At 70.7% G+C, this 22,819-nt stretch carries 23 protein-coding genes; 10 read left to right on the top strand and 13 right to left on the bottom strand.

Going from position 1 to position 22,819, the window contains the following annotated elements; translation table 11 throughout:
• The first annotated feature begins 84 nt into the window (after positions 1 to 84).
• Positions 85 to 747, top strand: a complete 663-nt coding sequence (locus ACIQM3_RS28245) for a lysophospholipid acyltransferase family protein (RefSeq protein ID WP_401628989.1) — start codon at positions 85 to 87, stop codon at positions 745 to 747.
• Between the two features lie 68 nt (positions 748 to 815).
• On the opposite strand, the gene ACIQM3_RS28240 is transcribed toward ACIQM3_RS28245, so the two are convergent.
• Together ACIQM3_RS28240 and ACIQM3_RS28235 are read right to left on the bottom strand one after the other, a co-directional pair.
• Entirely contained in the window at positions 816 to 2,162 is a 1,347-nt protein-coding gene (locus ACIQM3_RS28240) for a hypothetical protein (RefSeq protein ID WP_401628987.1), read from the bottom strand.
• 91 nt (positions 2,163 to 2,253) lie between these two features.
• Positions 2,254 to 2,847 (bottom strand): QsdR family transcriptional regulator, encoded by a 594-nt coding sequence (locus ACIQM3_RS28235; RefSeq protein WP_401628984.1) that lies wholly within the window; start codon positions 2,845 to 2,847, stop codon positions 2,254 to 2,256.
• Between the two features lie 168 nt (positions 2,848 to 3,015).
• Between ACIQM3_RS28235 and ACIQM3_RS28230 the strand changes: the two genes are divergently transcribed.
• On the top strand, positions 3,016 to 3,621 hold the full coding sequence (locus ACIQM3_RS28230) for a GPP34 family phosphoprotein (RefSeq protein WP_401628981.1): 606 nt from the start codon (positions 3,016 to 3,018) through the stop codon (positions 3,619 to 3,621).
• Positions 3,622 to 3,636: 15 nt separating this feature from the next.
• Here ACIQM3_RS28230 and ACIQM3_RS28225 read toward each other — a convergent pair whose 3' ends face one another.
• Positions 3,637 to 4,629 carry a fibronectin type III domain-containing protein gene (locus tag ACIQM3_RS28225; RefSeq protein WP_401628978.1) on the bottom strand — a complete coding sequence of 331 codons (993 nt, stop codon included), beginning with the start codon at positions 4,627 to 4,629 and terminating at the stop codon, positions 3,637 to 3,639.
• Positions 4,630 to 4,745: 116 nt separating this feature from the next.
• On the opposite strand from ACIQM3_RS28225, the gene ACIQM3_RS28220 reads away from it, so the two are divergent.
• Positions 4,746 to 5,354, top strand: coding sequence for a TIGR03086 family metal-binding protein (locus tag ACIQM3_RS28220; RefSeq protein WP_401628976.1), 609 nt, complete (start codon positions 4,746 to 4,748; stop codon positions 5,352 to 5,354).
• Positions 5,355 to 5,432: 78 nt separating this feature from the next.
• On the opposite strand, the gene ACIQM3_RS28215 is transcribed toward ACIQM3_RS28220, so the two are convergent.
• Positions 5,433 to 6,116 carry an alpha/beta fold hydrolase gene (locus tag ACIQM3_RS28215; RefSeq protein WP_401628973.1) on the bottom strand — a complete coding sequence of 228 codons (684 nt, stop codon included), beginning with the start codon at positions 6,114 to 6,116 and terminating at the stop codon, positions 5,433 to 5,435.
• 64 nt (positions 6,117 to 6,180) lie between these two features.
• On the opposite strand from ACIQM3_RS28215, the gene ACIQM3_RS28210 reads away from it, so the two are divergent.
• Together ACIQM3_RS28210 and ACIQM3_RS28205 are read left to right on the top strand one after the other, a co-directional pair.
• Complete coding sequence (locus tag ACIQM3_RS28210) at positions 6,181 to 6,984, top strand: chitosanase (protein ID WP_401628971.1); 804 nt, start codon at positions 6,181 to 6,183, stop codon at positions 6,982 to 6,984.
• Positions 6,985 to 7,090: 106 nt separating this feature from the next.
• Positions 7,091 to 7,957 carry a chitosanase gene (locus tag ACIQM3_RS28205; RefSeq protein ID WP_401628968.1) on the top strand — a complete coding sequence of 289 codons (867 nt, stop codon included), beginning with the start codon at positions 7,091 to 7,093 and terminating at the stop codon, positions 7,955 to 7,957.
• 67 nt (positions 7,958 to 8,024) lie between these two features.
• On the opposite strand, the gene ACIQM3_RS28200 is transcribed toward ACIQM3_RS28205, so the two are convergent.
• The 9 genes from ACIQM3_RS28200 to ACIQM3_RS28160 all read right to left on the bottom strand — a co-directional run bounded on the left by ACIQM3_RS28200 (position 8,025) and on the right by ACIQM3_RS28160 (position 16,224).
• A complete protein-coding gene (locus ACIQM3_RS28200; protein WP_401628966.1) occupies positions 8,025 to 9,479 on the bottom strand; it encodes a nucleobase:cation symporter-2 family protein in 1,455 nt (484 codons plus the stop codon).
• Positions 9,480 to 9,707: 228 nt separating this feature from the next.
• On the bottom strand, positions 9,708 to 11,096 hold the full coding sequence (locus tag ACIQM3_RS28195) for an 8-oxoguanine deaminase (protein ID WP_401628963.1): 1,389 nt from the start codon (positions 11,094 to 11,096) through the stop codon (positions 9,708 to 9,710).
• Between the two features lie 45 nt (positions 11,097 to 11,141).
• Positions 11,142 to 12,542, bottom strand: a complete 1,401-nt coding sequence (locus tag ACIQM3_RS28190; protein WP_401628960.1) for a nucleobase:cation symporter-2 family protein — start codon at positions 12,540 to 12,542, stop codon at positions 11,142 to 11,144.
• 64 nt (positions 12,543 to 12,606) lie between these two features.
• Entirely contained in the window at positions 12,607 to 13,530 is a 924-nt protein-coding gene (pucL, locus tag ACIQM3_RS28185) for a factor-independent urate hydroxylase (RefSeq protein ID WP_401628957.1), read from the bottom strand.
• Positions 13,531 to 13,536: 6 nt separating this feature from the next.
• Positions 13,537 to 13,929, bottom strand: coding sequence for a hydroxyisourate hydrolase (gene uraH, locus ACIQM3_RS28180; protein WP_356715292.1), 393 nt, complete (start codon positions 13,927 to 13,929; stop codon positions 13,537 to 13,539).
• A 50-nt stretch (positions 13,930 to 13,979) separates the two neighbouring features.
• Positions 13,980 to 14,486 carry a 2-oxo-4-hydroxy-4-carboxy-5-ureidoimidazoline decarboxylase gene (gene uraD / locus ACIQM3_RS28175; RefSeq protein WP_401628953.1) on the bottom strand — a complete coding sequence of 169 codons (507 nt, stop codon included), beginning with the start codon at positions 14,484 to 14,486 and terminating at the stop codon, positions 13,980 to 13,982.
• Positions 14,487 to 14,641: 155 nt separating this feature from the next.
• On the bottom strand, positions 14,642 to 15,019 hold the full coding sequence (locus ACIQM3_RS28170; protein WP_401519506.1) for a helix-turn-helix domain-containing protein: 378 nt from the start codon (positions 15,017 to 15,019) through the stop codon (positions 14,642 to 14,644).
• A complete protein-coding gene (locus ACIQM3_RS28165) occupies positions 15,016 to 15,267 on the bottom strand; it encodes a hypothetical protein (protein ID WP_401628950.1) in 252 nt (83 codons plus the stop codon). The genes ACIQM3_RS28170 and ACIQM3_RS28165 overlap by 4 nt, the downstream gene beginning before the upstream one ends.
• 114 nt (positions 15,268 to 15,381) lie before the next feature.
• Complete coding sequence (locus ACIQM3_RS28160; protein ID WP_401628947.1) at positions 15,382 to 16,224, bottom strand: GntR family transcriptional regulator; 843 nt, start codon at positions 16,222 to 16,224, stop codon at positions 15,382 to 15,384.
• 249 nt (positions 16,225 to 16,473) lie between these two features.
• On the opposite strand from ACIQM3_RS28160, the gene ACIQM3_RS28155 reads away from it, so the two are divergent.
• From ACIQM3_RS28155 to ACIQM3_RS28135, 5 genes are read left to right on the top strand one after another with little or no spacing between them, the layout of a single operon-like run.
• Complete coding sequence (locus ACIQM3_RS28155; protein ID WP_401628944.1) at positions 16,474 to 17,739, top strand: extracellular solute-binding protein; 1,266 nt, start codon at positions 16,474 to 16,476, stop codon at positions 17,737 to 17,739.
• A 40-nt stretch (positions 17,740 to 17,779) separates the two neighbouring features.
• Complete coding sequence (locus tag ACIQM3_RS28150) at positions 17,780 to 18,748, top strand: carbohydrate ABC transporter permease (protein WP_401628941.1); 969 nt, start codon at positions 17,780 to 17,782, stop codon at positions 18,746 to 18,748.
• Positions 18,745 to 19,584: a carbohydrate ABC transporter permease gene (locus ACIQM3_RS28145; RefSeq protein ID WP_401628938.1), complete on the top strand. Its 840-nt coding sequence runs from the start codon at positions 18,745 to 18,747 to the stop codon at positions 19,582 to 19,584. The genes ACIQM3_RS28150 and ACIQM3_RS28145 overlap by 4 nt, the downstream gene beginning before the upstream one ends.
• A gap of 54 nt (positions 19,585 to 19,638) precedes the next feature.
• The gene (locus ACIQM3_RS28140) at positions 19,639 to 21,201 is read left to right on the top strand and encodes a beta-N-acetylhexosaminidase (protein WP_401628935.1); all 1,563 of its coding nucleotides are present in this window, start codon (positions 19,639 to 19,641) and stop codon (positions 21,199 to 21,201) included.
• Between the two features lie 34 nt (positions 21,202 to 21,235).
• Positions 21,236 to 22,666 carry a cellulose binding domain-containing protein gene (locus tag ACIQM3_RS28135; RefSeq protein ID WP_401628932.1) on the top strand — a complete coding sequence of 477 codons (1,431 nt, stop codon included), beginning with the start codon at positions 21,236 to 21,238 and terminating at the stop codon, positions 22,664 to 22,666.
• The last annotated feature ends 153 nt before the right edge of the window (positions 22,667 to 22,819 follow it).

The raw sequence follows: 22,819 nt of genomic DNA, 5'->3' as shown, positions 1-22,819 counted from the left end.
GGAAGATGAGTGCGGCTACTCAGGCTCGTGGCGCTCCCACCGCCGAGGATGGGGATCGACATCGTCGAGCTCAGGAGACCGGACATGCTCAGCCGCCTCGCCGACACCCTGGTGCCCGCCGTCGGCCGCCTCACGATCACCACCGACGCGGGCGCCGAACTCGCCCCCGGCAGCATCATCGTCGCCAACCACACGTCGCTCGCCGACCCCGCCGTCGTGCTCGCCGCGCTGCACCGCCTCGGGGTCCGTCCGGTCGTCATGGCGACCGCCGGACTGTGGCGCGTCCCGGTGCTCGGCCGTGCGCTCGCCCTCGAAGGGCACATCCCGGTCCACCGGGGCGACCGGCGTGCGGCGGACGCCCTGGACGGAGCCGTGGAGGCGCTCGGGCGCGGGCGCCTGGTCCTGATCTACGCCGAGGGCGGCCTCCCGCACCGGACGGACGCCGCGGAAGCGGCACCCGAAGCCTTCCGCAGCGGCTTGTCCCGGCTGGTCCGGCGCAGCGGAGCCCCGGTGGTTCCCGTGGGCCAGGCCGGCGCACGCCGGGTCACCTCGGGGAGCACGGCCAAGCAGCTGGCGGGGCTGTTCACGGCCCCGCTGCGCCGCCCGGAGCTGCACGTACACGTCGGAGCGCCGGTCGAGTTGACGGCGGATGGTCCCGCCCGGACCGAACAGGCCCGCAGCGCGGTGACGGCCGCCTGGCGGACGGCGGCCGCACGGCTCGGAGAGCCGGCGGCGCTCGCCGCCTGACAAACGGCGGTGCGCCGCTCCCGGGCCGGGTGGTCCGGTTACGGCTCACCGTCGTACGGCCTGTCGGCTCACCCGCCGGACGGGATGTCCGCGTAGTCCTTGAAGAGCAGCGACACGGTGTGGCTGTCGGAGGGCCAGTTGGGCACGGCGATGGTCTCGTCCACACCGGTCCCGCGCATCGTCGCCGTCACGGGGATCGTTCCACGGGCCTGCGCGTCGGCCGGAAGGGAGAGGTCGGTGGCCGTCAGGAAGGGGACGCGGTCGAAGGGTGGCAGCGCCGCGTCGAGGTGGCTGGCTCCGTCGCACCCCTTGTCGAACGCGAACAGACCCAGAATCTGGCGCAGTTGTGGTGAGACCGCCGCGTTGAGGACATCGGTCCCGGCGATGCGGAGCCGGTCGTCCTCGGCCGTTCCGGCCCGCCACTCACGTGCGCGGACGATGGTGAGCGCCGTGTGCGCGGGGCAGGTGTCGATGGAGTCGGCGACGCCGCCCGGCGGGGAGACGAGCAGGCGCACGAAGCGGTCGCCGCGCTCGAAGGGTTCGAAGTAGAAGTGGTTGGTGCGTTCGCCGGAGCGGATGAACGCCAGCTCGTAGTGTCCGCGTCCGCTCACTCCCAGCGGTCCGAAGGCTCCGTCCGCACCGATCCGCACGACGTGCTGCGGGAGGAGGCCGGCCCTGGCGCCGGTGGCGGGGTCGAGCCGCCACACCTCGAGGCGGCCCGCGAGCCCCTTGTTCTGCGGGAAGTGCACGGCGCGCCCGGCGATCTCCACGGAGGCGTGCGGCTCGGGCAGCACCCGGGTGGTGAGCGGCGGCCTGCCACGGAGGAACGCGTAGATGTGGGCGAAGCTCTCGGCGGAGGTGGCGCTCTCCGTGTGGCTCGCTTCCGGCTCGTGGACGTTGAGCGCCCCGCCGATCGACCCGTTCGGCTGGAGGCTGCTCCAGATGGCGAGGGTGGGCACCCCGCCCGGCTGGGCGGCGGCCGTACGGCCGTCCAGGTTCACGTACTTGGCGACTTCCGCCGCCCGCTCCGGCACGGAGAGGTAGGCGTGCATCACACGCGTGCCACGCGAGTGGGCCAGGATGTCGACCTTCTGCGCGCCTGTGCGCGCCCGGACCGAGTCGACCAAGGCCTCCAGCCCCGCGACCGCGTGGTCGTCGGTCGCCACGGAGGTGTCGTACTCGTGGACGTACAGCAGGTCGTCGCGGTAGCCGTTGCTGGAGAACCGCTTGGCCTGGGACTGCCACTGCTGGGCCGAACCCTCCTGGCCGTGTACGAAGATCACGGGATTGACCGTGGCGCGCGGGGCGGTCGCGGCCTGCGTCGGGGCCGTCAGGGCGGCGAGTGTTCCGACGAGTGCGAGAAGCACCGCGAGTAAGGTCGCCCGGCCCGTCCGGGCCGGCTGGGAGCGGGTCATCGTGTCCTCCGGGTTGCCGTCGTCGGAGTCGGAAACTACGGCCGGTGCCGGCGGGCCCACCAGTGGCCGGACCGAGGGTGAGACAGCGGTCTCAGATCGCGCCCGGTGACGCTCGGCGGGTTTGCTGGAGTACGGCGCGGGCAGTGCGTTCGGCCAGGGCGAGGTCCGGCCGGCGGCTGCTCAGCAACTCGGCGTACAGGGTGGATTCGACAACCCTGACATAGAGGTAGGCCAGGTCGTCGATGCCGGAACGGGGCCAGAGCCGGTCCCTCTCCCCCGCTTCGAGGAGGATGCCGCGCTGGGCCAGGACGGCCCGCCGGTGTACGCAGCCGCCGGTCAGCAGGCGCCGCGCCGTCTCGGGTTCTTCACGCAGGAAGCCCTCGAAGGGGGCGGAGCCGCGCAGAGCCGTGACGAAGTAGCGGGTGATCTCCAGGACACCGTCCACACCCGCCCGGGTCCGCCGGCGCCGCGCCCGGTCCAGGAGGTGTTCGGCCAGCTCCCACAGCACATCGGCCAGGAGCGCGTCCCGGCTGCCGACCACGCGGTAGAGGGTGGCCCGGCTGACCGCGAGGTCCTGGGCGAGCGCGTCCATGTCCACCGTGCCGTGCCGCAGGAAGAACCCGCAGGCCCCCTGCACGACATGGCCCCGGGTGACCACACGCCGGGAAGCCCGCGCACCTCTCATGCCGACCGCCTCCTCCGCCGACTCCGGCACCGCCGCCGGGGGCCGGTACCTTAGCGTGCTGGCCCCCTGGGGGGCGATACTGATCGTGACGGTCGCCTCGCCGCGCACCAGCTCCGGACGGGGCCGGTGGGGACGTACTTCTGTCGATGCCTCCGAGGGGAGCCGTTCATGACCACGGCGAAGGACCTGTTCATCATCACCATGGACCCGCGGCCGGAGCACGCCGTGGGGCAGGGTGACCTGTCGCTCGCGCTCGCGGGGGCCGAGCTGATCGATCTCATCGGTGCGGGGGCCGTCACCGTGGACGGTGACCGCATCGTGCCGGGTGAGCCGCGGACGCCGGACGACGCGCTCCTCGGCGACGCGGCGGCAGGACTCACCCGGCAACCGCCCTACGAGCGGATCGACGACTGGCTGTGGCGCCGGGGCCAGGACCTCTCGGCCGCGTACCAGGCCGGTCTGGAGAAGGACGGCGAGCTGACGCGGAAGCGAAGCGGCCGGTCGCCCTTCGGGTCGGAACGCGTCGAACCGGCCGATACGCCGGGCCGCCGCCGGGCGGCCGACCGCCGGGACGCGAGGGAACCCGTGCTGGCCGCCCTCGCCTCCGCCGTGGGCATCGACGGTGGCCGGTCCGATGACGAGCCCGGTCTTGACGACGAGGCGGTGACGACCGTGGTGGCCGCCGTCCACGACGCGGTGATGGAGCTGGAGGCCGTACGCCAGAGGAGGACCATCGAGAACGCGGCCTTCGCCAACCTCTGGCGCGGACCGTGAGCGACCGGCCTCCGGTCAGCCGCGCAGCACCACCGTGCGCTGGGCCGAGAAGTCGCCCCATGTCCCGTCGGGGAGCTTGGGCCGGAGCTTGAGCGAGTACCGGGTGCCGGGCGGGTCGGTCAGGGTGAGCCGGTACGTCGCCCGGCCCTCGGGCGGTGTGCCGCCCCAGACGATCGTGGTGGTCAGCTTTCCGTTCAGGAAGAGCTGGTACGCGGGAATCGTGCCGCCGGTGTCCGGCTGGTCCCAGGAGAGGTCGACGAGGTACTCCTCACCCTGCGCCTTCGTCGCCGTCCGCAGTCCGGTGGGTGCCGTGGTCGCGGGGGCGCCCGGTGCGGACGGGGTGGTGAGGTCGAGCGCGTTGCTGTCCGGCGAGGAACGGTCGGCGGCGTCGCGGGCGCGGACGGTGAAGGTGTAGACGGTGCCGGGGCGCAGGCCGGTGAGCCGGGCCGTGGTCCGCGCGCCCGGGACGCTGTGGATCCTGGAATCCTCCTGGTAGATGTCGTACGAGGTGACGCCCACGTCGTCCGTGGAGCCGCCCCAGGACAGGGTGACCGTCCGGCCGCTGTCCGCCGTGCCCCGCAGCTTCGTCGGTCCGGTCGGCGCTTCCTCGTCGGCGGGCGCGGCGGCGGGCGTGGTCACGGCGGCCGCGGCGCTCGGGGTGGAGAGGTTTCCGGCGGCGTCGCGGGCCCGGACGGTGAAGGTGTAGGCCGTGGACGCGGTCAGACCGTCGATGTCGGTCATCAGCTTCGTCGCGTCCACCGAGGCGGCCTTCTTCCCCTCGCGGTAGACGTCGTAGCCGGTGATCCCCTCGTTGTCGGAGGCCCGTTCCCACATGACGTGCGCGGAGGAGGCGCTGCCGGCCTGGGCTGTCACTCCCCTGGGGGCTGTCGGGTTCTTGGTGTCCGCTTCCGCAGGTCCGCCGCAGGCGGTGAGACCGGCGAGGAGCAGCGTGGCAGAACAGGCCAACGCGGTGCGTGCGTGGGGGCGTTGCACGGTGATGCCTTCCATCCGACAGCAATGGTCCAGACCTATATGCCATGCCGACGGGGCCGCCGACAAGAGGGCGGACCGGAACGTTCCGCGATGTCCCGATGAGTTCCGGGCGCGGGAAGGGTCCGAAGAGTATGGAAACGAACAGCGCGACCGCGCCCGGCATCGATCTCGGACCGGCGGCGCGGCAGGTCCAGGAGCTGATCCGCGCCGTGGACGACCGTCAGCTGGACGGTCCGACCCCGTGCCCCGACTACGCGGTACGGGAGCTGATCGGGCACCTGCTGGGCCTCACCGTCGCCTTCCGCGACGCGGCACACAAGAAATCGGGCCCGACGACCGGTACCCCGCCGGACTCGGCCCTGCCCGCACTGCCCGCCGACTGGCGCACGGCGCTGCCGCCCCTGCTGGACGAGCTGGTCGCGGCCTGGCGCTCGCCGGCCGCACTGGAGGGCATGACCCGGGCGGGCGGGGTGGATCTTCCCGGGCAGGTCGCCGGCATGGTCGCCCTCAACGAACTGGTCGTGCACGGCTGGGATCTGGCCAGGGCGACGGGGCAGGAGTTCCGGGCGGACGAGGGGAGCCTGCGCTCGTCGGAGGCGATGCTGGCACCTGGGGACGACGACAGGTCCGGTCCTGACGCGATCTTCGGCCCGCCGGTCCCCGTCCCGGCCGACGCGCCCCTGGCCGACCGGGTGATCGCACTGAGCGGGCGTCGGCCCGACTGGCGGCCCGGCGACTGACGGCGTCGCGCGTGGGGCCGGCGTCGAGCGGGCGGCCGGCGTCGAGCGGGCGGCCGGCGAACAGGGGTCCGGGGCCGCTCAGCTGGTGAAGAACTCGGTGATCTGCTGGGCCACCTGGTCCGCGTGCTTCTTGTGCACATGGTGGCCGCCGCCCAGGGTGAGCAGCCGGCAGTCGGGGATGAGCGAGGCCATGTCGGCCAGCCTCCCCTGCGGCATGCTGCTCTCCGGGCCCCCGGCGATCATCAGCGTCGGGGCGACGATCTGCCCCAGCTCCTGCTCCCACCGGGGGTCCGGCTCGGCCACCTGGGCCCGGACGGCCGGCACGACGTTCTCGTCGTAGTCCACCGGGCCCGTGGACCGGCTGTCGTCGACCAGCTGCCCCGGGAACGGCGGCGGGGTCTCGACCAGCACCAGGCGCTCCACCCGGTCCGCGTGCTCCTCGGCGAGCAGATAGGCGACCACCCCGCCCATCGAGTGGCCGACGAGACCGACCCGGTCGAGCTCGCAGGCGTCGAGGAACTCCAGGACGTCGTCCCGCATCTGCTCAAAGCCGTACTCGTCGGGCCAGTCGCTCTCGCCGTGGCCGCGCAGATCGATGGCGTACACCCGCCACTCCTCGCCGAGCAGGGTGCCGACGGCCTCCCAGCTCAGGGACGAGCCGCCGAGGCCGTGCAAGAGGACGACGGGCGACCCGAAGGGGTCGCCCCAGGTCCGGTACGCCAGCCGTACTTCGCCGACATCCACAACAGACTGATCTTCCATATCCCGAACGCTACAGGCGCCCCGCCCCGGCCGGCGCCGCCCCCCGGCCTGGCACGCTTGGTGCGTGAAGCACAGACGTCTCGCCCTCGCCGCCGTCGCGGCCCTCGTCCTGACCGGCTGCTCCGGGTCCGGTTCCGGCTCCCCCGAGAAGGGGCTCGACGACCCGGCGAAGAAGGACATCGCGATGCGGCTCGTGTCCAGCGCGGAGAACTCGACCCTGGACTGGAAGGCCCAGTACTCCTACGTCGAGGACATCGGCGACGGCCGCGGCTACACCGCCGGCATCATCGGATTCTGCTCCGGCACGGGCGATCTGCTGAAGGTCGTCGAGCGCTACACGGCGGAGCGTCCGGGAAACGCGCTCCAGGACTTCCTGCCGGCGCTGCGCGCGGTGAACGGCAGCGACTCGCACGAGGGGCTGGGCGACGCCTTCACCGGGGCCTGGTCCGAGGCCGCGGCCGACCCGGCCTTCCGGTCGGCGCAGGACGCGGAGCGGGACAGCTCGTACTTCGACCCGGCGGTGGAGCGCGCCGAGGGCGACGGGCTCAGCGCCCTGGGGCAGTTCATCTACTACGACGCCTATGTGATGCACGGATACGCCGATACGGACGGCACGGTCGGCTTCCGGACGATACGCGCCCAGGCCCTCGCCGAGAACGACCCGCCCTCCGAGGGTGGCGACGAGGAGGCCTATCTCGACGCCTTCCTGGACGCCCGGGTGGCCGCGATCCGCAAGGAGCCCTCGCACAGCGACATCAGCCGGGTGGAGACCGCCCAACGCGTCTTCGTACGCGAGGGGAGGCTCCAGCTGGAGACCCCGTTGGCGTGGAGGGTCTACGGGGAGAGTTTCCGCATCGACGGCGGCTGAACAGCCTCCGGCCAACCGGGTGCCAAGGGGTTACGGCCCGCTCCGAAGCCTGATAGGAAAGCTTCCTAACAGAACATCGGAACGACGAACTCCCCAGGGAGGACCGGTGCCTCACCCCCACAACAGCACCTCGCGTCGCACCACCCGATTCATCCGCACCGCCGGACTCGCCGTGCTGGCCCTCGGGCTGACCTTCACGGCGGTTCCGGCCACCGCTCACGCCGGCGCCCCCACGCCGCCGGCCGCACACCTGGAGGCAGCCGCGACCGGACTGGACGACCCCGCGAAGAAGGACATCGCGATGCAGCTGGTCTCCAGCGCGGAGAACTCCACGCTCGACTGGAAGGCCCAGTACGGCTACATCGAGGACATCGGTGACGGCCGCGGCTACACCGCCGGCATCATCGGATTCTGCTCCGGCACCGGGGACATGCTCGACCTGGTGGAGCTGTACGACGAGCGGAAGCCGGGCAACGTCCTGGCCTCGTACCTGCCCGCCCTGCGGGCGGTGGACGGCACGGATTCGCACGAGGGGCTGGACCCCGGCTTCACCGGCCACTGGGCCGAGGCCGCGTCGGACCCCGCCTTCCAGCAGGCGCAGAACGACGAGCGCGACCGGGTCTACTTCGACCCGGCGGTGCGCCAGGGCAAGGCCGACGGGCTCGGCACGCTCGGCCAGTTCACGTACTACGACGCCATCGTGATGCACGGCGGCGGCAGCGACAGCACGAGCTTCGGCTCGATCCGGGAGAGGGCACTGGCCCAGGCGAGCCCGCCGTCGCAGGGCGGCGACGAGGTGGCCTACCTCGACGCGTTCCTGGACGCCCGGGTCTGGGCGATGAAGCAGGAGGAGGCCCACTCGGACACCAGCCGGGTGGACACGGCCCAGCGGGTGTTCCTGCGGAACGGCAATCTGAATCTCGATCCGCCGCTGGACTGGCAGGTCTACGGCGAGAGCTTCCACATCGCCTGACGCGGGCCGTACCCGGTGCGCGTACGCACTGTCCCCTTCGAACAGTGCACGTACGCGCACCGGTGTGTCAGTGGGCGACGGGCAGGGCCATCGGGTCCTTCGGCTGTTCGCTGTCCGCGGCTTCCGTCTCCGGTTCCGCGTCCGGCGTCCGGCCCCAGTGGTTGAAGGCCAGGTTCAGCACGATGGCCACCACGCAGCCGGTGGAGATACCCGAGTCCAGGACGACGAGCAGGTCCTCGGGGAAGGCGTGGTAGAAGTCCGGCGCGGCGATCGGGATGAGGCCGACGCCGACGGCCGCCGCGACGATCAGGGCGTTCTCGCCCTTCTCCAGGGCGGCGGTGGCCAGCGTCTGGACACCGCTCGCGGCGACCGAGCCGAAGAGCACGATGCCGGCGCCGCCGAGGACCGGGAGCGGCACGAGGGCGATGACGGACGCGGCCACGGGGACCAGCCCGAGCAGCACCAGGATGACTCCGCCCGCTGCGACGACGAACCGGCTGCGGACCTTGGTCATGGCGACAAGCCCGATGTTCTGGGCGAACGCACTGCACATGAAGCCGTTGAAGAGCGGGCTGACGGCGCTGCCCAGGGTGTCGGCGCGCAGTCCGCCCTCGATGGTCCGCTCGTCCGCGGGACGGCCGACGATCTTGCCGAGGGCCAGCATGTCGGCGGTCGACTCGGTCATGCACACCAGCATCACGATGCACATCGAGATGATGGCGGCGATCTCGAACTGCGGTGCGCCGAAGTGGAACGGCGTCGGGAAACCGACCACGTCGGCGTCGCCCAGTGCCCCGAAGTCGGTGATGCCGGCGGGGATCGCGATCAGGGTGCCGATGACCAGGCCGAGCAGGATGGCGATCTGCTGGAGGAAGCCCCGCAGCAGCTTGCGCAGGGCAAGCACGATCACGAGCGTGACGGCGGCCATCGTGATGTTCGTCATCGAGCCGTAGTCGTCGGCGGTCGCGTTGCCGCCCTGCGACCAGTTGAAGGCGACCGGGAGCAGTGAGACACCGATCAGCGTGATGACGGTGCCGGTGACGACGGGCGGGAAGAACCGCACCAGTTTGCAGAAGTACGGGGCGAGGACGAAGCCGAGGAGGCCGGCGACGATGATCGCGCCGAAGATGACGGCGATGCCGTCGTGCCCGCGGTCCTTGCCTATCGCGATCATCGGGGTGACTCCGGCGAAGGAGACACCGTTGACGAACGGCAGTTTGGCGCCTATTCGCCAGAAGCCGAGGGTCTGGAGCAGGGTGGCTATCCCCGCGGTGAAGAGGCTCGCCCCCATGAGGAAGGCGGTCTCCTTGGCGCTGAGACCCACGGCGGGCCCCACGATCATGGGCGGGGCCACCACACCCGCGTACATCGCGGCGACGTGCTGCAGGCCGCTGGTGAACATCCTGAGGGGCGGAAGCTTCTCGTCGACCGGGTGCTTCCGGTCCGGTTCTCCTTCTCCTGCGCTTACTGCTACTGCGTCTGCGTCGACTGCGTTCTTGCGAAACCTGGGCTTAGCTGCCACGGCTTCCTCCGGTCGGGTACACGTCGGGCGACGTGGGTGTCAGGGAGGTGGTGCTGAGTGGTGCGTTGGTGCAGGTCGTGCAGCTGGTGCGGGCAGCTTGGAGCTCACCTGTGCGGGTGCGCGTACGGGACGTACGCGCACCCGCACAGGCTGCCGTGAACCTGATGGGTCCACGGCGGCCGGCCGAGGGCCGTCCCCCTCGGCCGGCCTGTCAGGGGGTGCGGGGCGTCAGGCGCCGGCGGCGATCTGTGCGAGGCGCCTGGCCTCGTCACGGGTCGCGCGGGCGATGGCGTCCTCGTCCACGGTGGTGAGGCGGTTGTCCTCGACGACGGTGCTGCCGTTGACGAGGGAGAGGGTGACGGGGGCCGCGGCGCCGAAGACCAGGGCGGTCACGGGGTCGGCGATGGAGGCGTGGGCCAGGGTGTCCAGCTTCCAGAGCACGAGGTCGGCGAGCTTCCCCGGTTCCAGCGAGCCGATCTCCTGGGCCCGGCCGAGGACCTGCGCGCCACCGTACGTGCCGAGGCGCAGGGCCTGGCGCGCGTCGAGGGCCTTCTCACGGTGGGCGCCGAGGCGGTTGATGAGGAGGGCGTTGCGCAGTTCGGTGTGGAGTTCGCCGGACTCGTTGGACGCGGTGCCGTCGACGCCGAGCCCGACCGGGACACCGGCGGCGAGCATGTCGGGGACGCGTGCGATGCCGGCGGCGAGGCGGGCGTTGGAGGACGGGCAGTGCGCGACGCCGGTGCCGGTGCGGGCGAAGGCGGCGATGTCGGAGTCGTTCATGTGGACGCAGTGCGCCATCCACACGTCGTCACCGAGCCAGCCGGTCGACTCGAAGTAGTCCGTCGGCCCCATCCCGAACAGCTCCTTGCAGAACTGCTCCTCCTCGACGGTCTCCGAACCGTGCGTGTGCAGGCGCACGCCGCGACGGCGGGCCAACTCGGCTCCCTGGCGCATCAGTTCGGTGGAGACGGAGAAGGGCGAGCAGGGGGCGACCGCGATCTGCGTCATCGCGCCGAACGAGGTGTCGTGGTGCTCGTCGATGGTGGCCTCGGTGGCGGCGAGCGCTCCGTCGAGGGTCTCCACGGCGAAGTCCGGCGGCAGCCCGCCGTCCTTCTCGCTGCGGTCCATGGAGCCGCGGGCGAGGGTGAACCGTACGCCCATGTCACGGGCGGCGCCGATGATCGCGCCGGACAGGTCGCCGGAGCCACGGGGGTAGACGTAGTGGTGGTCCATCGCGGTGGTCACCCCGCCGCGGGCCATCATCGCGAGCGAGCCCTGGGCGGCCGCGCGCGCCATCGGCTCGTCGATGCGCGCCCACGTCGGGTACAGCGCGACCAGCCAGTCGAAGAGGTTGTGGTCGGTCGCCAGGCCCCGGGTGATCCACTGGTAGAAGTGGTGGTGGGTGTTGACCAGGCCCGGCGTGACCAGATGGCCGGTACCGTCGACGCGCCGTACGACGTTGGCGAGGCCCTCCGGGGCCTTGCCCGCGCCGACGGACTCGATGCGGTTGCCCGCCACGACGACGTGCCCGGACGCGTATTCGGTGTCGTGGGCGTCGACCGTGGCGATGGAACAGTTCTCGATGACGATGCGCTGCGGGTCTGCCGATGCTGCCATGGCGCTTCCTTCTTCTTTCCGGGGATGTGTGGGCACGGCAGGACCCTAGGAGGATTTGAGTGCCACAGCGTTACGGCTGTGGGTGCCGAGATGATGGAAGAACAGGTTGAGCAGGACCGCGACGAGCGCTCCCGCACTGATCCCGGAGCCGAGCACGGTCTGCGCCCAGGACGGGAATCCGGCGTAGAAGCCGGGTGCCGCGAGCGGGATGATGCCCGCGCCGAGTGCCACGGCCACGAGGATGATGTTGGAGCTGTCGTCGAGTCCCGCCTCGGAGAGGGTCCGGATGCCGCTCACCGCGATCGAGCCGAACAGGACGATGCCGGCGCCGCCGAGCACGGGCATCGGGACGAGGGAGACGACCGCCCCGAGGACGGGGAAGGCGCCCAGGACGATCAGGGCACCGCCCGCGGCGGCGACCACGTACCGGCTGCGCACCCGTGTCAGTGACACGACGCCCACGTTCTGGGCGAAGGCGCTGGTCGGGAAGCCCCCGAAGACCGGCCCGAGGAGGGTGGCGATGCCGTCGGTGCGCAGACCGCGGGTGATGGTGGGGCCGTCGGTGCGCCGGTCGCAGATCTCGCCGAGCGCCAGCATGCCGGCGGACGACTCCGTCATCAGCACCAGCATCACGATGCACAGGGAGAGGATCGCGGCGGGCTGGAACTCGGGCGGTCCGAAGGCGAAGGGGGTGGGCAGGGCGGCGACGGGCGCGGAGCCGAGCGCGGAGAAGTCGGCGAGTCCGAACGGGATGGCGGCCAGCGTGCCGACGAACATGCCTGCGAGTAGGGCGACTTGCTTGACGAAGCCGCGTCCGAAGCGCTGGATCAGCAGGATGACGACGAGAGTGAAGGCGGCCAGCGCCAGATACTTCATGGCGCCGAAGTCGTCGGCGGTGGCGTCGCCTCCCTGGGCCCAGCCGACGGGTACCGGCATCAGCGTGACACCGATGAGGGTGATGACGACCCCGGTGACGAGCGGCGGGAAGAAGCGCAGCAGCCGCCCGAAGAACGGGCCGACGGCCAGGCAGAAGACACCTGCGACCAGTACCGCCCCGTAGATCGCGGGGAGTTGACGGCCGGGGGCGCTGGTCTCCGCGATGGCGAGCATCGGCGCGATCCCGGCGGAGGACGCCGCGTTGACGAAGGGCAGCCGGTTCCCGGCGAAGCGTCCGGCGCCGAGGGTCTGGAGGAGGGTGGCCAGTCCGGCGATCAGGAGACTCGCCGCGATCAGCCGGGTCATGCCGGCCGCGTCGAGTCCGACGGCCTGCCCGATGATGAGCGGAGGGGTGACGACGCCCGCGTACATGGCGGCGATGTGCTGGAGCGCGGCGGGAACGAGCCGCGAGGGCGGAAGCTTCTCGTCCACCGGGTGAACTGCCGTGCCGACAGCGGTCGGTGGTGCGTTACACGGGCCTTTAGCCGGCCCCGTTGCAGGCTGTGCCATGGAATTTCCCTCCGGGATGACCGGCCCCCGCCCACAGCGGGGCGGGGGCCGGTTCAGCACCGCGTCAGAGGTTGGTCATGTCGACCGGGATCTTCGGCTCGACGCCGTCCCGGAGAACCGTCGCCTCGATGAGGCCGTACGGACGGTCGGCGGCGAAGTACACCTCGTTGTCGTTCTTGAGCCCGAACGGCTCCAGATCGACGAGGAAGTGGTGGTTGTTCGGCAGCGAGAAGCGGATCTCGTCGATCTCGCTGCGGTTGTTGATGATGCGCGAACCCATCTGGTAGAGGGTCTGCTGGAGCGAGAGGGAGTACGTCTCCGCGAAGGCCTGGAGCATGTGCTTGCGCGTCTGCTCGTAGGACTTCTCCCAGTTGGGCATGCGCTCTTCGTCGCTGGTCCAGTTGTACCGCCACTTGGCGGAGACGTCGGTCGCGAGGATGCGGTCGTACGCCTCCTTCAGCGTCGTGTACTTGTCCTTGACGTAGCCCCAGAACTCCGAGTTGGTGGAGTTCATGACGCTGAGGTCCTTGAGGCCCGAGATGACCTCCCACTTCTCACCGTCGAAGGTGATCTGGGTGGTGCGCGTCTCCTGGCCCTTGCGGACGAAGGAGTGTTTGACCTCATCGGCCCCGATGAACTTGGAGTTGCCGTCGGAGGTCGCGATGCGCTCCCAGCCGTACTCCTCGATCCTGATACGCGCCACCTTGATCGGCTCCTGCGAGGTCACGAAGTGCCGCGCCAGGTGGATGCCGAACTGCTCGGCGGACTCGATGCCGTGTTCCTTGGCGAAGGCGAACACCGTGTTCTTGGTGGTGTCGGTCGGCAGGACGTTTGCGTTGGAGCCGGAGTAGTGGACGTCGTCCATGTCACCGGAGAGGGCGACCGAGACGTTGAGGTCCTTGATGTGGTGGGTGTCGCCGTCCCGCGTGATCTTGACGACGCGGTTCTCTGCTTTGCCGTACTGGTTCTGGCCGAGAATCGTGGGCATTGTCTGCTAGCTCCCTCGGTAAACGGAGTAGCCGAACGGGTTGAGCAGCAGCGGTACGTGATAGTGCTCGCCCGGGGTGACGGCGAATGCGATCGCCACCTCCGGGAAGAACGCGCCGCTGTCCCTTACGCGGGGGGCGTCCTGCTGCGCCTCGGCTTGCTTCTTCGCGGTGAAGTACGACTCGGTGTCGAAGACGAGCCGTACGTGGGTGGTTCCTTCCGGCAGGGCCGGCAGGTCTTTGCAGCGCCCGTCCGCGTCGGTCGCGGATCCGCCGAGCGTCACATACTGCGCGTCGCCGCCGCTGCGGGCGGCCAGGGAGACGGTGACGGCTTCGGCGGGACGGCCGACGCTGGTGTCCAGGATGTGGGTGGACACCGATGCGGTGGTGTCGGTGCTCAAGACCGTCACGCTCCTTGCTCTCAAGAGTGCTGTACGGGGTGCCTGACTCCTCAGGAGTCCTGCACGAGGCGGGTCAGGCGGATGCGGTTGATCTTGCCCAGCTCGGTGCGGACGATCTCGCGTTCCTGCTCGGGCGAGTTGCCGATCCGGGCCTTCACCGCGTCGCGCATCTGTTCACCGGTGGCTCCGGTGGCGCAGATCAGGAAGACATGTCCGAACCGCTCCTGATAGGCCAGGTTGAGTTCGAGCATCTCCGCCTTGAGCTCCTCGGACGCACCGGCCATCCCCCGCTGCTCGCGGGCGGAGGCCGGGTCCCCCGGCTTGGGGCGGCCGATCGGCGGGTGGCCGGCCATGGCCTCGGCCAGGTCCTCCGGTGAGAGCGCGGCCGTGGCGGCGTCGCTCGCGGAGAACAGGGCTTCCGTGGAGGCGTAGGGCCGGTGGGCGAGGACGGAGCTTCCCCACGCCGCACTGGCACACACCTCGTGCAGCGCGGCTGCGGCCTCCGCGGCCGCCAGGGTGTTGAACCGGGCGAGGCCCGGTGTGGAGCTCGTAGTCACGGGAGCCTCCGTGGCTTTTTTTCGCTGTGCGTTGTCGGGCTGCGGATAGCTAACGCCCTCCACAACACCACGTCAACAGTTTGTTGAAATTCCACGAACAAGTGATGCCGCCGCCCGAGTTCCCGGACGACGGCATTGCACCGCATTACGCGCCGCTACTCACCCTTGGCGGCATTGTCCCGGTTCAGATAGTTGTAGACGGTGAAGCGGCTGACGCCGAGCGCCCCCGCCACGGTCTCCACCCCGTGCCGCACGGAGAAGGCACCGCGTGCCTCAAGGGTGCGCACGACGCCCTGCTTGGCCTTCCGGTCCAGCTCGGCCAGTGGCATCCCGTGCCGCCGCTCCATGGCGGACAGGATGTGGTCGAGCGATTCGGAGAGCTGTGGGAGCCGTACGGCTATGACGTCGGCCCCCTCCCACGCGAGGAGCACGTCCTCGGTGGTGGCCTGCTCCGGGGCGAGCAGCTCCGCTCCCATGGCGTCGACGAGCGGTTTCACCGCGGTGACCAGGGGGTGGTCGGCCGGTTCGGTCACGGGGTGCCCTCCCCGATCACGTTGAGCTGGAGGGAGACCCGGGTGGCGCCCGAGGCCAGGGCCTTCCGCAGCAGGGAGTCCACGGCGGTGAGCACCTCGTCCGCGCCCCCTTCGGCCGTGTTCCCGAAGGGGCCCACGTCCACCGCGTCCAGGTCGGCGGTCTGGATGACCTCGCGGGCCACCACCGCGTGGGCGGGTGCCTCGTCGAGATCGAAGGGCTCGGTGGTGAATTCCACCCTCAAGCGCACGGTGCCTCCCTCATGTCCCGCCGCGTCCGTCGGCTCGCACGGCTCGTCCCGACCCTAAGGCACGGGGCGCAGGGCCCGGAGGGCCCGATGGGGGCCTCCTGGACGGACCGTGCCTCAGGGTCCGGCCTGGATGTCCCCCCGGGTGGACGAGGCGATCGGGTCGCCGTGGGCGAAGTCTCCGGGCGGGATCCCCGGGTGGTGCCCGTCCCTGACCAGCGGGGCGGTGGCGGCGGCCGGGCCGAGCGCGAGCCGCGAGACGATCCGGTAGCGGTCGCCCCGGTAGAGCGAGTGGACGTACTCCACGGGCAGCCCGGCGGTGTCCGAGGTCAGGCGCTCGAAGAGCAGGGCCGGGGAGAGCTCGGGGACCTCCAGGAGCTGGGCCTCCGCCCTCGTGACGACCGTGGGCTCGATGGCCTGGACCGCCTCACGGACGTGCACCCCGTGGGTGTGGCGCAGGTGCTCGTAGAGGTCGCCGTCCTCCAGCTCCTGGGCCGACAGGCCGGGGACGAGCGCCGCCCTGATGTGCAGGTGCTCGATGGCCATGGGCGCGCCGTCGACCAGGCGCAGCCGTGCGACGTACACGATCTCGTCTGCGGGCGACATCCGCAGCTTGCGGCCGACCCGGGCGCCCGCCTGGAGGGTCGTGAACTCCAGCAGCCTGCTCGACCACGTCCCGGCCGCCTGCGGCACGCTCAGGGCGAGGTCGGCGGAGACCAGCTCCTGGGTGATCTTCTCCGGAGCGACGAACATTCCGCGTCCGTGTTCGCGGACGAGCAGACCGGCGGCCACCAGCTCGTCGACGGCGGCCCGCAGGGTGGGCCGGGAGACGCCGAGCAGGGCGCAGAGGGCCCGCTCGGACGGGATGGCGTCGCCGGGGCGACGGCTCTCGATCAGCTCGAGGACCGCGTCGCGTACCCGCTCCCGCTTGAGCACCGTCCCCGGTACGTCGGCTTTCATGCGTTCCCCTTCGCGCGTCCCGCTCCCTTTACCAGTTGAGCGACCGATGGTCACTGGTCAGGGAGAGTCTAACCACCCTCGTCGGCATGAACAGAGGCAGATCGCGATCAGATTCCCCAAAATCCCTTCATACAGGAGGGGTTGACGACCTCATTGGTCTATGCCACCTTCATCCACCATCAAGAGGTGAGCTGTCCAGTGGGCTTCACTGGTCAGGTGGTCAGGTCTCTGCTCCCGTTGAGGTGAACCGTGAAGTACCGCTTGCTTGCCGGTGTGTCCGCGCTCGTGACGGCTGCCGCTCTCAGTGCCTGCAGTTCTGGTGGGGACGGCGCGGACGAGGCCGGGGGCGTGACGACGGTCGACGTCTGGCTGATGCGCGACAGCGTCTCGGCCGCGTTCCAGAAGGAGTTCACCGCGGGGTTCGAGGCCGCGCACCCCGACATCGACGTCAGGATCCAGATCCAGGAGTGGGACGGCATCGGCCAGAAGATCACCGCCGCCCTGGCGAGCAACGACGCCCCGGACGTGATCGAGGCGGGCAACACCCAGGTCGCCCAGTTCGCGGAGAGCGGCGGACTGCTGGACCTCAGCGACAGGAAGGACGAGCTGAACGGCGCGGACTGGCTGAAAGGGCTGGCCGAGCCCGGCGCGTACGAGGGGAAGCAGTACGGCATCCCGTACTACGCCGCCAACCGGGTCGTGATCTACCGCAAGGACCTCTTCGAGAAGGCCGGCGTCGACGCCACGAGGATCACCACACGCGACGCGTGGATCGACGCCACCACGAAGTTGAACAAGGGCGGCACGCAGGGCATCTACCTGCCGGGCCAGCTCTGGTACGCGCTGGGCGGCTTCATCTGGGACGAGGGCGGCGACTTCGCCACCGAGTCCGGCGGCACGTGGAAGGGCGCGCTCGACACGCCCGAGGCGCAGCGGGGCATGGCCTTCTACGCACAGCTCCAGGCACTCGGCAAGGGCCCCAAGGACTCCGACGAGGACGATCCGCCGCAGGCCGAGGTGATGGCGCAGGGGCAGGTGGCACAGGTCATCTCCACACCTGGCGGGGCCAACGTGGTCGTCGAGAACAATCCGGAGCTCAAGGGGAAGCTGGGCTTCTTCCCGATCCCGGGGAAGACGGCCGGCACTCCGGGTGCGGTGTTCACCGGCGGTTCCGACCTGGTCGTTCCCGCCGCGTCCGGTCACCCCGAGGCGGCCGTGACCTTCATCAAGGAGCTCACGGGCGACGCCTGGCAGAAGAAGCTCGCGGTGGCCATGAGCTACGTGCCCAACCGGACCACCCTCGCCTCGGCCGTGGCGGGCGACCCGGGCGCCTCGGCGATGGCCGTCGGTGCGGCGAACGGGCACGCGACGCCGAACACCCCGGGCTGGGCCGCGGTCGAGGCCGAGAACCCCGTCAAGGACTACATGACCGCCGTCCTCACCGGCGGTGACGCCGCCGAGGAGGCCGCCAAGGCCTCCGCGGACATCACCCGGGCCATGAACGCCGGCTCCTGATCCGGCCCGTCCGTTTCCCACCACCGAGAGGAGGCCCGCCGTGCCGGATGTGCGTGAACGGCCCGCTCCCCGAGCCCACCGCCCCCCGAAGGCGCCACCGGGGCGGCGGCCGGGACGGCCCCCGCGCGACCTGTGGCCGTACGCCCTGATCGCCCCCGCGATCGGCGGCACGCTCTATCTGCTGGTGTACCCGCTGGTGCGGGCGGTGGTGATCTCCCTCCAGGACTTCCGGCTCCGCCAGCTGATCAGCGGCGACGCCGAGTTCGTGGGGCTGCGCAACTACCGGACGCTGCTGTCCGACCCGCGCTTCTGGGAGGTGACCGGCCGCACCTTCGTCTTCATGGCGGTCAACGTCGTACTGATCATGGTCATCTCGACCCTGGTCGCGCTGATGACGGAGCGGCTGCGCCGGGCCGGCCGTACGGTCGTGCTCTGCTCGCTGGTGCTCGCCTGGGCCATGCCCGTGGTCGCGGCCACGACGGTCTTCCAGTGGCTGTTCCACTCCGAGTTCGGCATCGTCAACCAGCTGCTGACCGCGCTCGGCTTCGGGTCCTTCGACCGCTACCCATGGTTCGCGAACGGTACGGCGTCCTTCACGATCCTGGTCCTGCTGATCGTCTGGCAGTCCGTGCCGTTCGCGGCGGTCACCCTCTACTCCGCGCTGACGACCGTGCCCGCCGAGCTGTACGAGTCGGCACGCCTGGACGGCGCTTCCGCCTCCCGCGTCTTCCGCTCGCTCACCTTCCCGATCCTTCGGCCGATCTTCATGCTGGTCGTCTCCCTGGAGGTGATCTGGACCTTCAAGGCGTTCGTCCAGATCTGGGTGATGACCCGCGGCGGCCCGGGCGACGCCACCACCATCCTGCCCGTGTACGCGGTCCAGACGGCGCTCTCCAGCCAGCGCTACGACCTGGGTTCCGCCGCGTCGATGATCACCGTGGTCCTGATGTCCGGGGTGCTGGTCCTCTACTTCCGTCAGATGTTCCGTCAGGAGGACGATCTCGGATGACCCTGCTGCGCCCCCGGGTCCGGCGGATCCCGCTGAACGCCGCCGCCGTCGTGACCGTCGTGGTCTGCCTGTTCCCCGTGTACTGGATGATCTCCACCGCGTTCAAGCCGTCCCGGGACATCCAGTCCGCCGAGCCCCGGCTCGTGCCCTACACGTGGACCCTGGACCACTTCCGCCGGGCCGTGCAGGCGGACGGCTTCGAACTGTTCTGGCGCAACAGCGTCCTGGTCACGCTGGGGGCCGTGCTGCTCTCCCTCGTCGTGGCGCTCGGGGCGTCGTTCGCCGTCGCGCGCCTGCGGTGGAAGGGCCGGCGGCAGTTCATGCTGCTGGTCTTCGTCGCCCAGATGGCGCCCTGGGAATCGCTGATCATCCCGATCTACATCATCTCCCGCGACACGGACATGCTCGACCGGCTGCCGACCCTGACCCTCGTCTACTTCATGATCACGCTGCCGTTCACGATCGTGGTGCTGAGGGGGTTCCTCGCCACCATCCCGCCCGAACTGGAGGAGGCCGCCCAGGTCGACGGCTGCACGCGGACCGGCTCCTTCGTCAGGGTGGCGCTGCCGCTGCTCGCCCCCGGCCTGATGGCGACCTCTCTCTTCGGATTCATCACCGCCTGGAACGAGTTCGCGTACGCCAACTTCCTGATCATCAAGCAGCAGGACAACCGCACCCTGCCGGTCTGGCTCTCCTCCTTCCAGAACACCTTCGGCACCGACTGGGGCGCCACCATGGCCGCCTCGACGCTCTTCGCGCTGCCCGCGCTCGTGATCTTCCTGCTGCTCCAGCGCCATGTGACCTCCGGCTTCGCGGCCGGCGCCGTCAAGGGCTGAGCCTCGCCGGCGTACTCGCGAACCGTCCGAAACCCCCTGCCCCGGAGGCCCTCCGTGCCCGCACCACGCCCCGAGCTCTCCCTCGTACCCCGGCCCGGCAAGGTCTCGCCGCGCCCGGGCCGCTTCGTCCTCGGCCAGGACACCTCCGTACGCGCCCTGCCGGGTGCGGAAGGGGCGGCGGACCTGTTACGCACGCTCCTCGGACCGACGACCGGCCTGCCTCTGCCACCCTCGGCGGACGGCCGTGTCCTCCTGGCGCTCGACCCGCAGCTCGGCGGACTGGGGGACGAGGGGTACGGCCTGACCGTCGGACCGGAGGCGCTCCTGCTGCGCGCGGCCCGTCCGGACGGGCTGCTCAGGGGCGTCCAGACGATCCGGCAACTGCTGCCGCCCGAGGCCCTGTCGGGCGGTGCGCGGGGCATCTCCTGGGAGCTGCCGTGCGTCGAGATCAGCGACGTACCGCGGTACCCGTGGCGCGGCGCGATGCTCGACGTCGCCCGGCACTTCCAGCCCGTCTCCTATCTGCACCGCTACGTGGACCTCATGGCGCTGCACAAGCTCAACGTCCTCCATCTGCACCTCACGGACGACCAGGGCTGGCGCATGCCGGTCGACGCGTTCCCCCGGCTGACCTCGGTGGGCGCGCACCGGGCCCAGTCCCTGTCCGACGGCGTGCCGCACACGGGGGCGTACACCAGGGCGGAGCTGCGGGGCCTGGTCCGTCACGCGCGGGAGCGGGGGGTGACCGTCGTGCCGGAGATCGAGATGCCGGGCCATGTGCGCGCGGCGCTCGCCGCCTACCCCCACCTGGGCAACCACCCGGAGCGGCACCTCGACGTGTGGACCCGGTGGGGCGTCTGCGACACGGTGTTCGGCGTCCACGAGGAGGTGTTCGACTTCTGCCGGACGGTGCTGGAGGAGGTCATGGACGTCTTCCCGTCCCCCTACGTCCACATCGGCGGCGACGAGTGCCCGGTCACCGAGTGGGAGAACAGTCCGGCGGCCCTGGCCCGTGCGACGGCCGAGGGGCTGAACGGCCCCCGAGAACTGCACGGATGGTTCATGGGCAGGATCGGCTCGTTCCTCGTGGAGCAGGGCCGGCGGCCCACCGGCTGGGCCGAGACCGGCAGCGAACTGCCGCCCGAATTCACGGTGATGACCTGGCGCGACCCCGCGCACGCCCTCACCGCCGCGCGGCGCGGCCACCAGGTGGTGACCGCGCACCACCGCGCCACGTATCTGGACTACGCCCAGTCCACCGATCCGGACGAGCCCACCACCCAGCGAGGCGACCCCGTCCCCCTGTACGCGGTCCACACGAACGAGCCGGTGCCGCCGGGCTGGGCGCCGGACGAGGCCTCCCGCGTCCTGGGCACCCAGGCGCAGCTGTGGACCGAGTACGTGACGACGCCGGACCGGATCGAGTACCTCACCTACCCCCGGCTGTGCGCCCTGGCGGACCGTGCCTGGTCCGGCGGGCGCGGCGACTGGGCCGGGTTCGTCGAGCGGCTGCGCGACCACACCGCCCGGCTGGACGCCCTCGGCGTCCGCTACCGGCCTCTCACCACGCGGTCCCTGGCGACCGCGTCCGCAGGTACAGCGCGACCCCCTCGGTAACTCATCCCCCACCGTTCCGGAGAGGAACACCGCCATGAGGACATTCCGCAGGAGCCGTATCCGCGCGGCGGCGGCCGCCGCCGTCACCCTGGCCCTGGGCTGCACGGCCCTCGCCGCCCTGCCCACGACCGCCGGTGCCGCGGCGGCCGGCGGGCTCGTCGTCCAGTACCGCACGAGCGCGTCCGGGGCGACGGCCGACCAGAGCGAGCCGTGGCTGAAGGTGCGCAACAACGGGAGCGCGAGCGTGCCGCTCTCCGACGTCAAGCTTCGCTACTACTTCAAGGGCGACTCGGCGTCGGCGGCCTACCGGTTCGCCTGCTCCTGGGCGGTGAAGGGCTGTGCGAACATCACCGGCACCTTCAGGACCCTGCCGAACCCGACCGCGACCGCCGACCGCTACCTGGAGATCGGCTTCACCGCCGGCGCCGGCGCCCTGGCCCCTGGCGCGGACACCGGGGACATGCAGCTGCGCTTCCACCGCACGGACTGGCAGCCGCTGGGGCAGAGCGACGACTACTCGTTCGGCGCCGGACGGAGCACGTACGGGGACTGGCCCAGGATCACCGCGCAGGTGGGCGCCGTCACTGCCTGGGGCGAGGCGCCCGAGGGCAACGGTCCGACCGACCCGACCGATCCCCCCACCGACCCGCCGGCCGACGGGCCCCGCCTGTTCGACGACTTCGACTACAGCGGTCACACGGACCCGAGGATCGCCGCGAACGGCTGGAGCGTCCGCTCGAACTCCGGCGGCCCCGGTGTGCCGGGCGCCGTCTGGGCCCCCGAGAACGTGACCTTCAGCAGCCAGAGCGGCAATTCCGTGATGAACCTGGAGACGTCCACCGCGGGCACGGGTGCCTCGACGGAGCACACGGAGATCCTCACGAAGTCCTCGAAGTTCCGCAACGGCACCTACGCGGCCCGGGTGAAGTTCAGCGACGCGCCGAGGTCGGGTCCCGACGGCGACCACCTCGTCCAGACCTTCTTCACCATCAACGACCTCAAGGCGCCGATGGCGGACGACTACGCCGAGTACGACTTCGAGTACCTGCCCAACGGCGGCTGGGGCGAGCCGGCCAACATCCTCTACACCACGTCGTGGGAGACCTACCGCCCCGACCCGTGGGAGGCGGTCAACCAGCACAGCGAGGCGCGGCAGAGCTACGCGGGCTGGCACGACCTGGTGGTGACCATCGACGACAGCGCCATCACGTACTACGTCGACGGTCAGCTCTTCGGCACGCACGGGGCGGCCTATCTCCCGGAGCGGCCGATGTCGATCAACTTCAACCAGTGGCTGATCGATCTGGCCGGCCAGAGCAGCACGACTCCGCGCTCGTACGACCAGCAGGTGGATTACGTCCTGCACGTGAAGGACCAGGTCCTCTCCCCCGCCCAGGTCTCGGCGCTGGTGAGCGGGTACCGCGCGGCGGGCACGGCGTTCCAGGACACGGTGCCGGCCGCCTGACCAGGCAGATGTGAGGAGGAGCGGGGTGGAGGGCGAGGAGCCCTCCACCCCGCTCCCGTGTGTCCGGAATTCGGTTCACCTCTTGACAGCCTCACCACACGCCAGGCAATCTTCCGTTAAGCAGAAACTAACTTCCGCGATACGGAAGGAGCG

Origin of the sequence: Streptomyces sp. NPDC091271 (genome assembly GCF_044757505.1) — a bacterium.
GTDB lineage: Bacteria > Actinomycetota > Actinomycetes > Streptomycetales > Streptomycetaceae > Streptomyces.
This window is presented reverse-complemented; position numbering and strand designations above follow the sequence as displayed.

What these genes read in the sequence shown, in the direction of transcription:
- ACIQM3_RS28190 (WP_401628960.1), bottom strand. Translation starts at nt 12,542, where the DNA reads ATGGCACAGCCTGCAACGGGGCCGGCTAAAGGCCCGTGTAACGCACCA.
- ACIQM3_RS28135 (WP_401628932.1), top strand. Translation starts at nt 21,236, where the DNA reads ATGAGGACATTCCGCAGGAGCCGTATCCGCGCGGCGGCGGCCGCCGCC.
- ACIQM3_RS28215 (WP_401628973.1), bottom strand. Translation starts at nt 6,116, where the DNA reads ATGGAAGATCAGTCTGTTGTGGATGTCGGCGAAGTACGGCTGGCGTAC.
- ACIQM3_RS28230 (WP_401628981.1), top strand. Translation starts at nt 3,016, where the DNA reads ATGACCACGGCGAAGGACCTGTTCATCATCACCATGGACCCGCGGCCG.
- ACIQM3_RS28145 (WP_401628938.1), top strand. Translation starts at nt 18,745, where the DNA reads ATGACCCTGCTGCGCCCCCGGGTCCGGCGGATCCCGCTGAACGCCGCC.
- ACIQM3_RS28235 (WP_401628984.1), bottom strand. Translation starts at nt 2,847, where the DNA reads ATGAGAGGTGCGCGGGCTTCCCGGCGTGTGGTCACCCGGGGCCATGTC.
- ACIQM3_RS28225 (WP_401628978.1), bottom strand. Translation starts at nt 4,629, where the DNA reads ATGGAAGGCATCACCGTGCAACGCCCCCACGCACGCACCGCGTTGGCC.
- ACIQM3_RS28160 (WP_401628947.1), bottom strand. Translation starts at nt 16,224, where the DNA reads ATGAAAGCCGACGTACCGGGGACGGTGCTCAAGCGGGAGCGGGTACGC.
- ACIQM3_RS28220 (WP_401628976.1), top strand. Translation starts at nt 4,746, where the DNA reads ATGGAAACGAACAGCGCGACCGCGCCCGGCATCGATCTCGGACCGGCG.
- ACIQM3_RS28240 (WP_401628987.1), bottom strand. Translation starts at nt 2,162, where the DNA reads ATGACCCGCTCCCAGCCGGCCCGGACGGGCCGGGCGACCTTACTCGCG.
- ACIQM3_RS28245 (WP_401628989.1), top strand. Translation starts at nt 85, where the DNA reads ATGCTCAGCCGCCTCGCCGACACCCTGGTGCCCGCCGTCGGCCGCCTC.
- pucL (WP_401628957.1), bottom strand. Translation starts at nt 13,530, where the DNA reads ATGCCCACGATTCTCGGCCAGAACCAGTACGGCAAAGCAGAGAACCGC.
- ACIQM3_RS28195 (WP_401628963.1), bottom strand. Translation starts at nt 11,096, where the DNA reads ATGGCAGCATCGGCAGACCCGCAGCGCATCGTCATCGAGAACTGTTCC.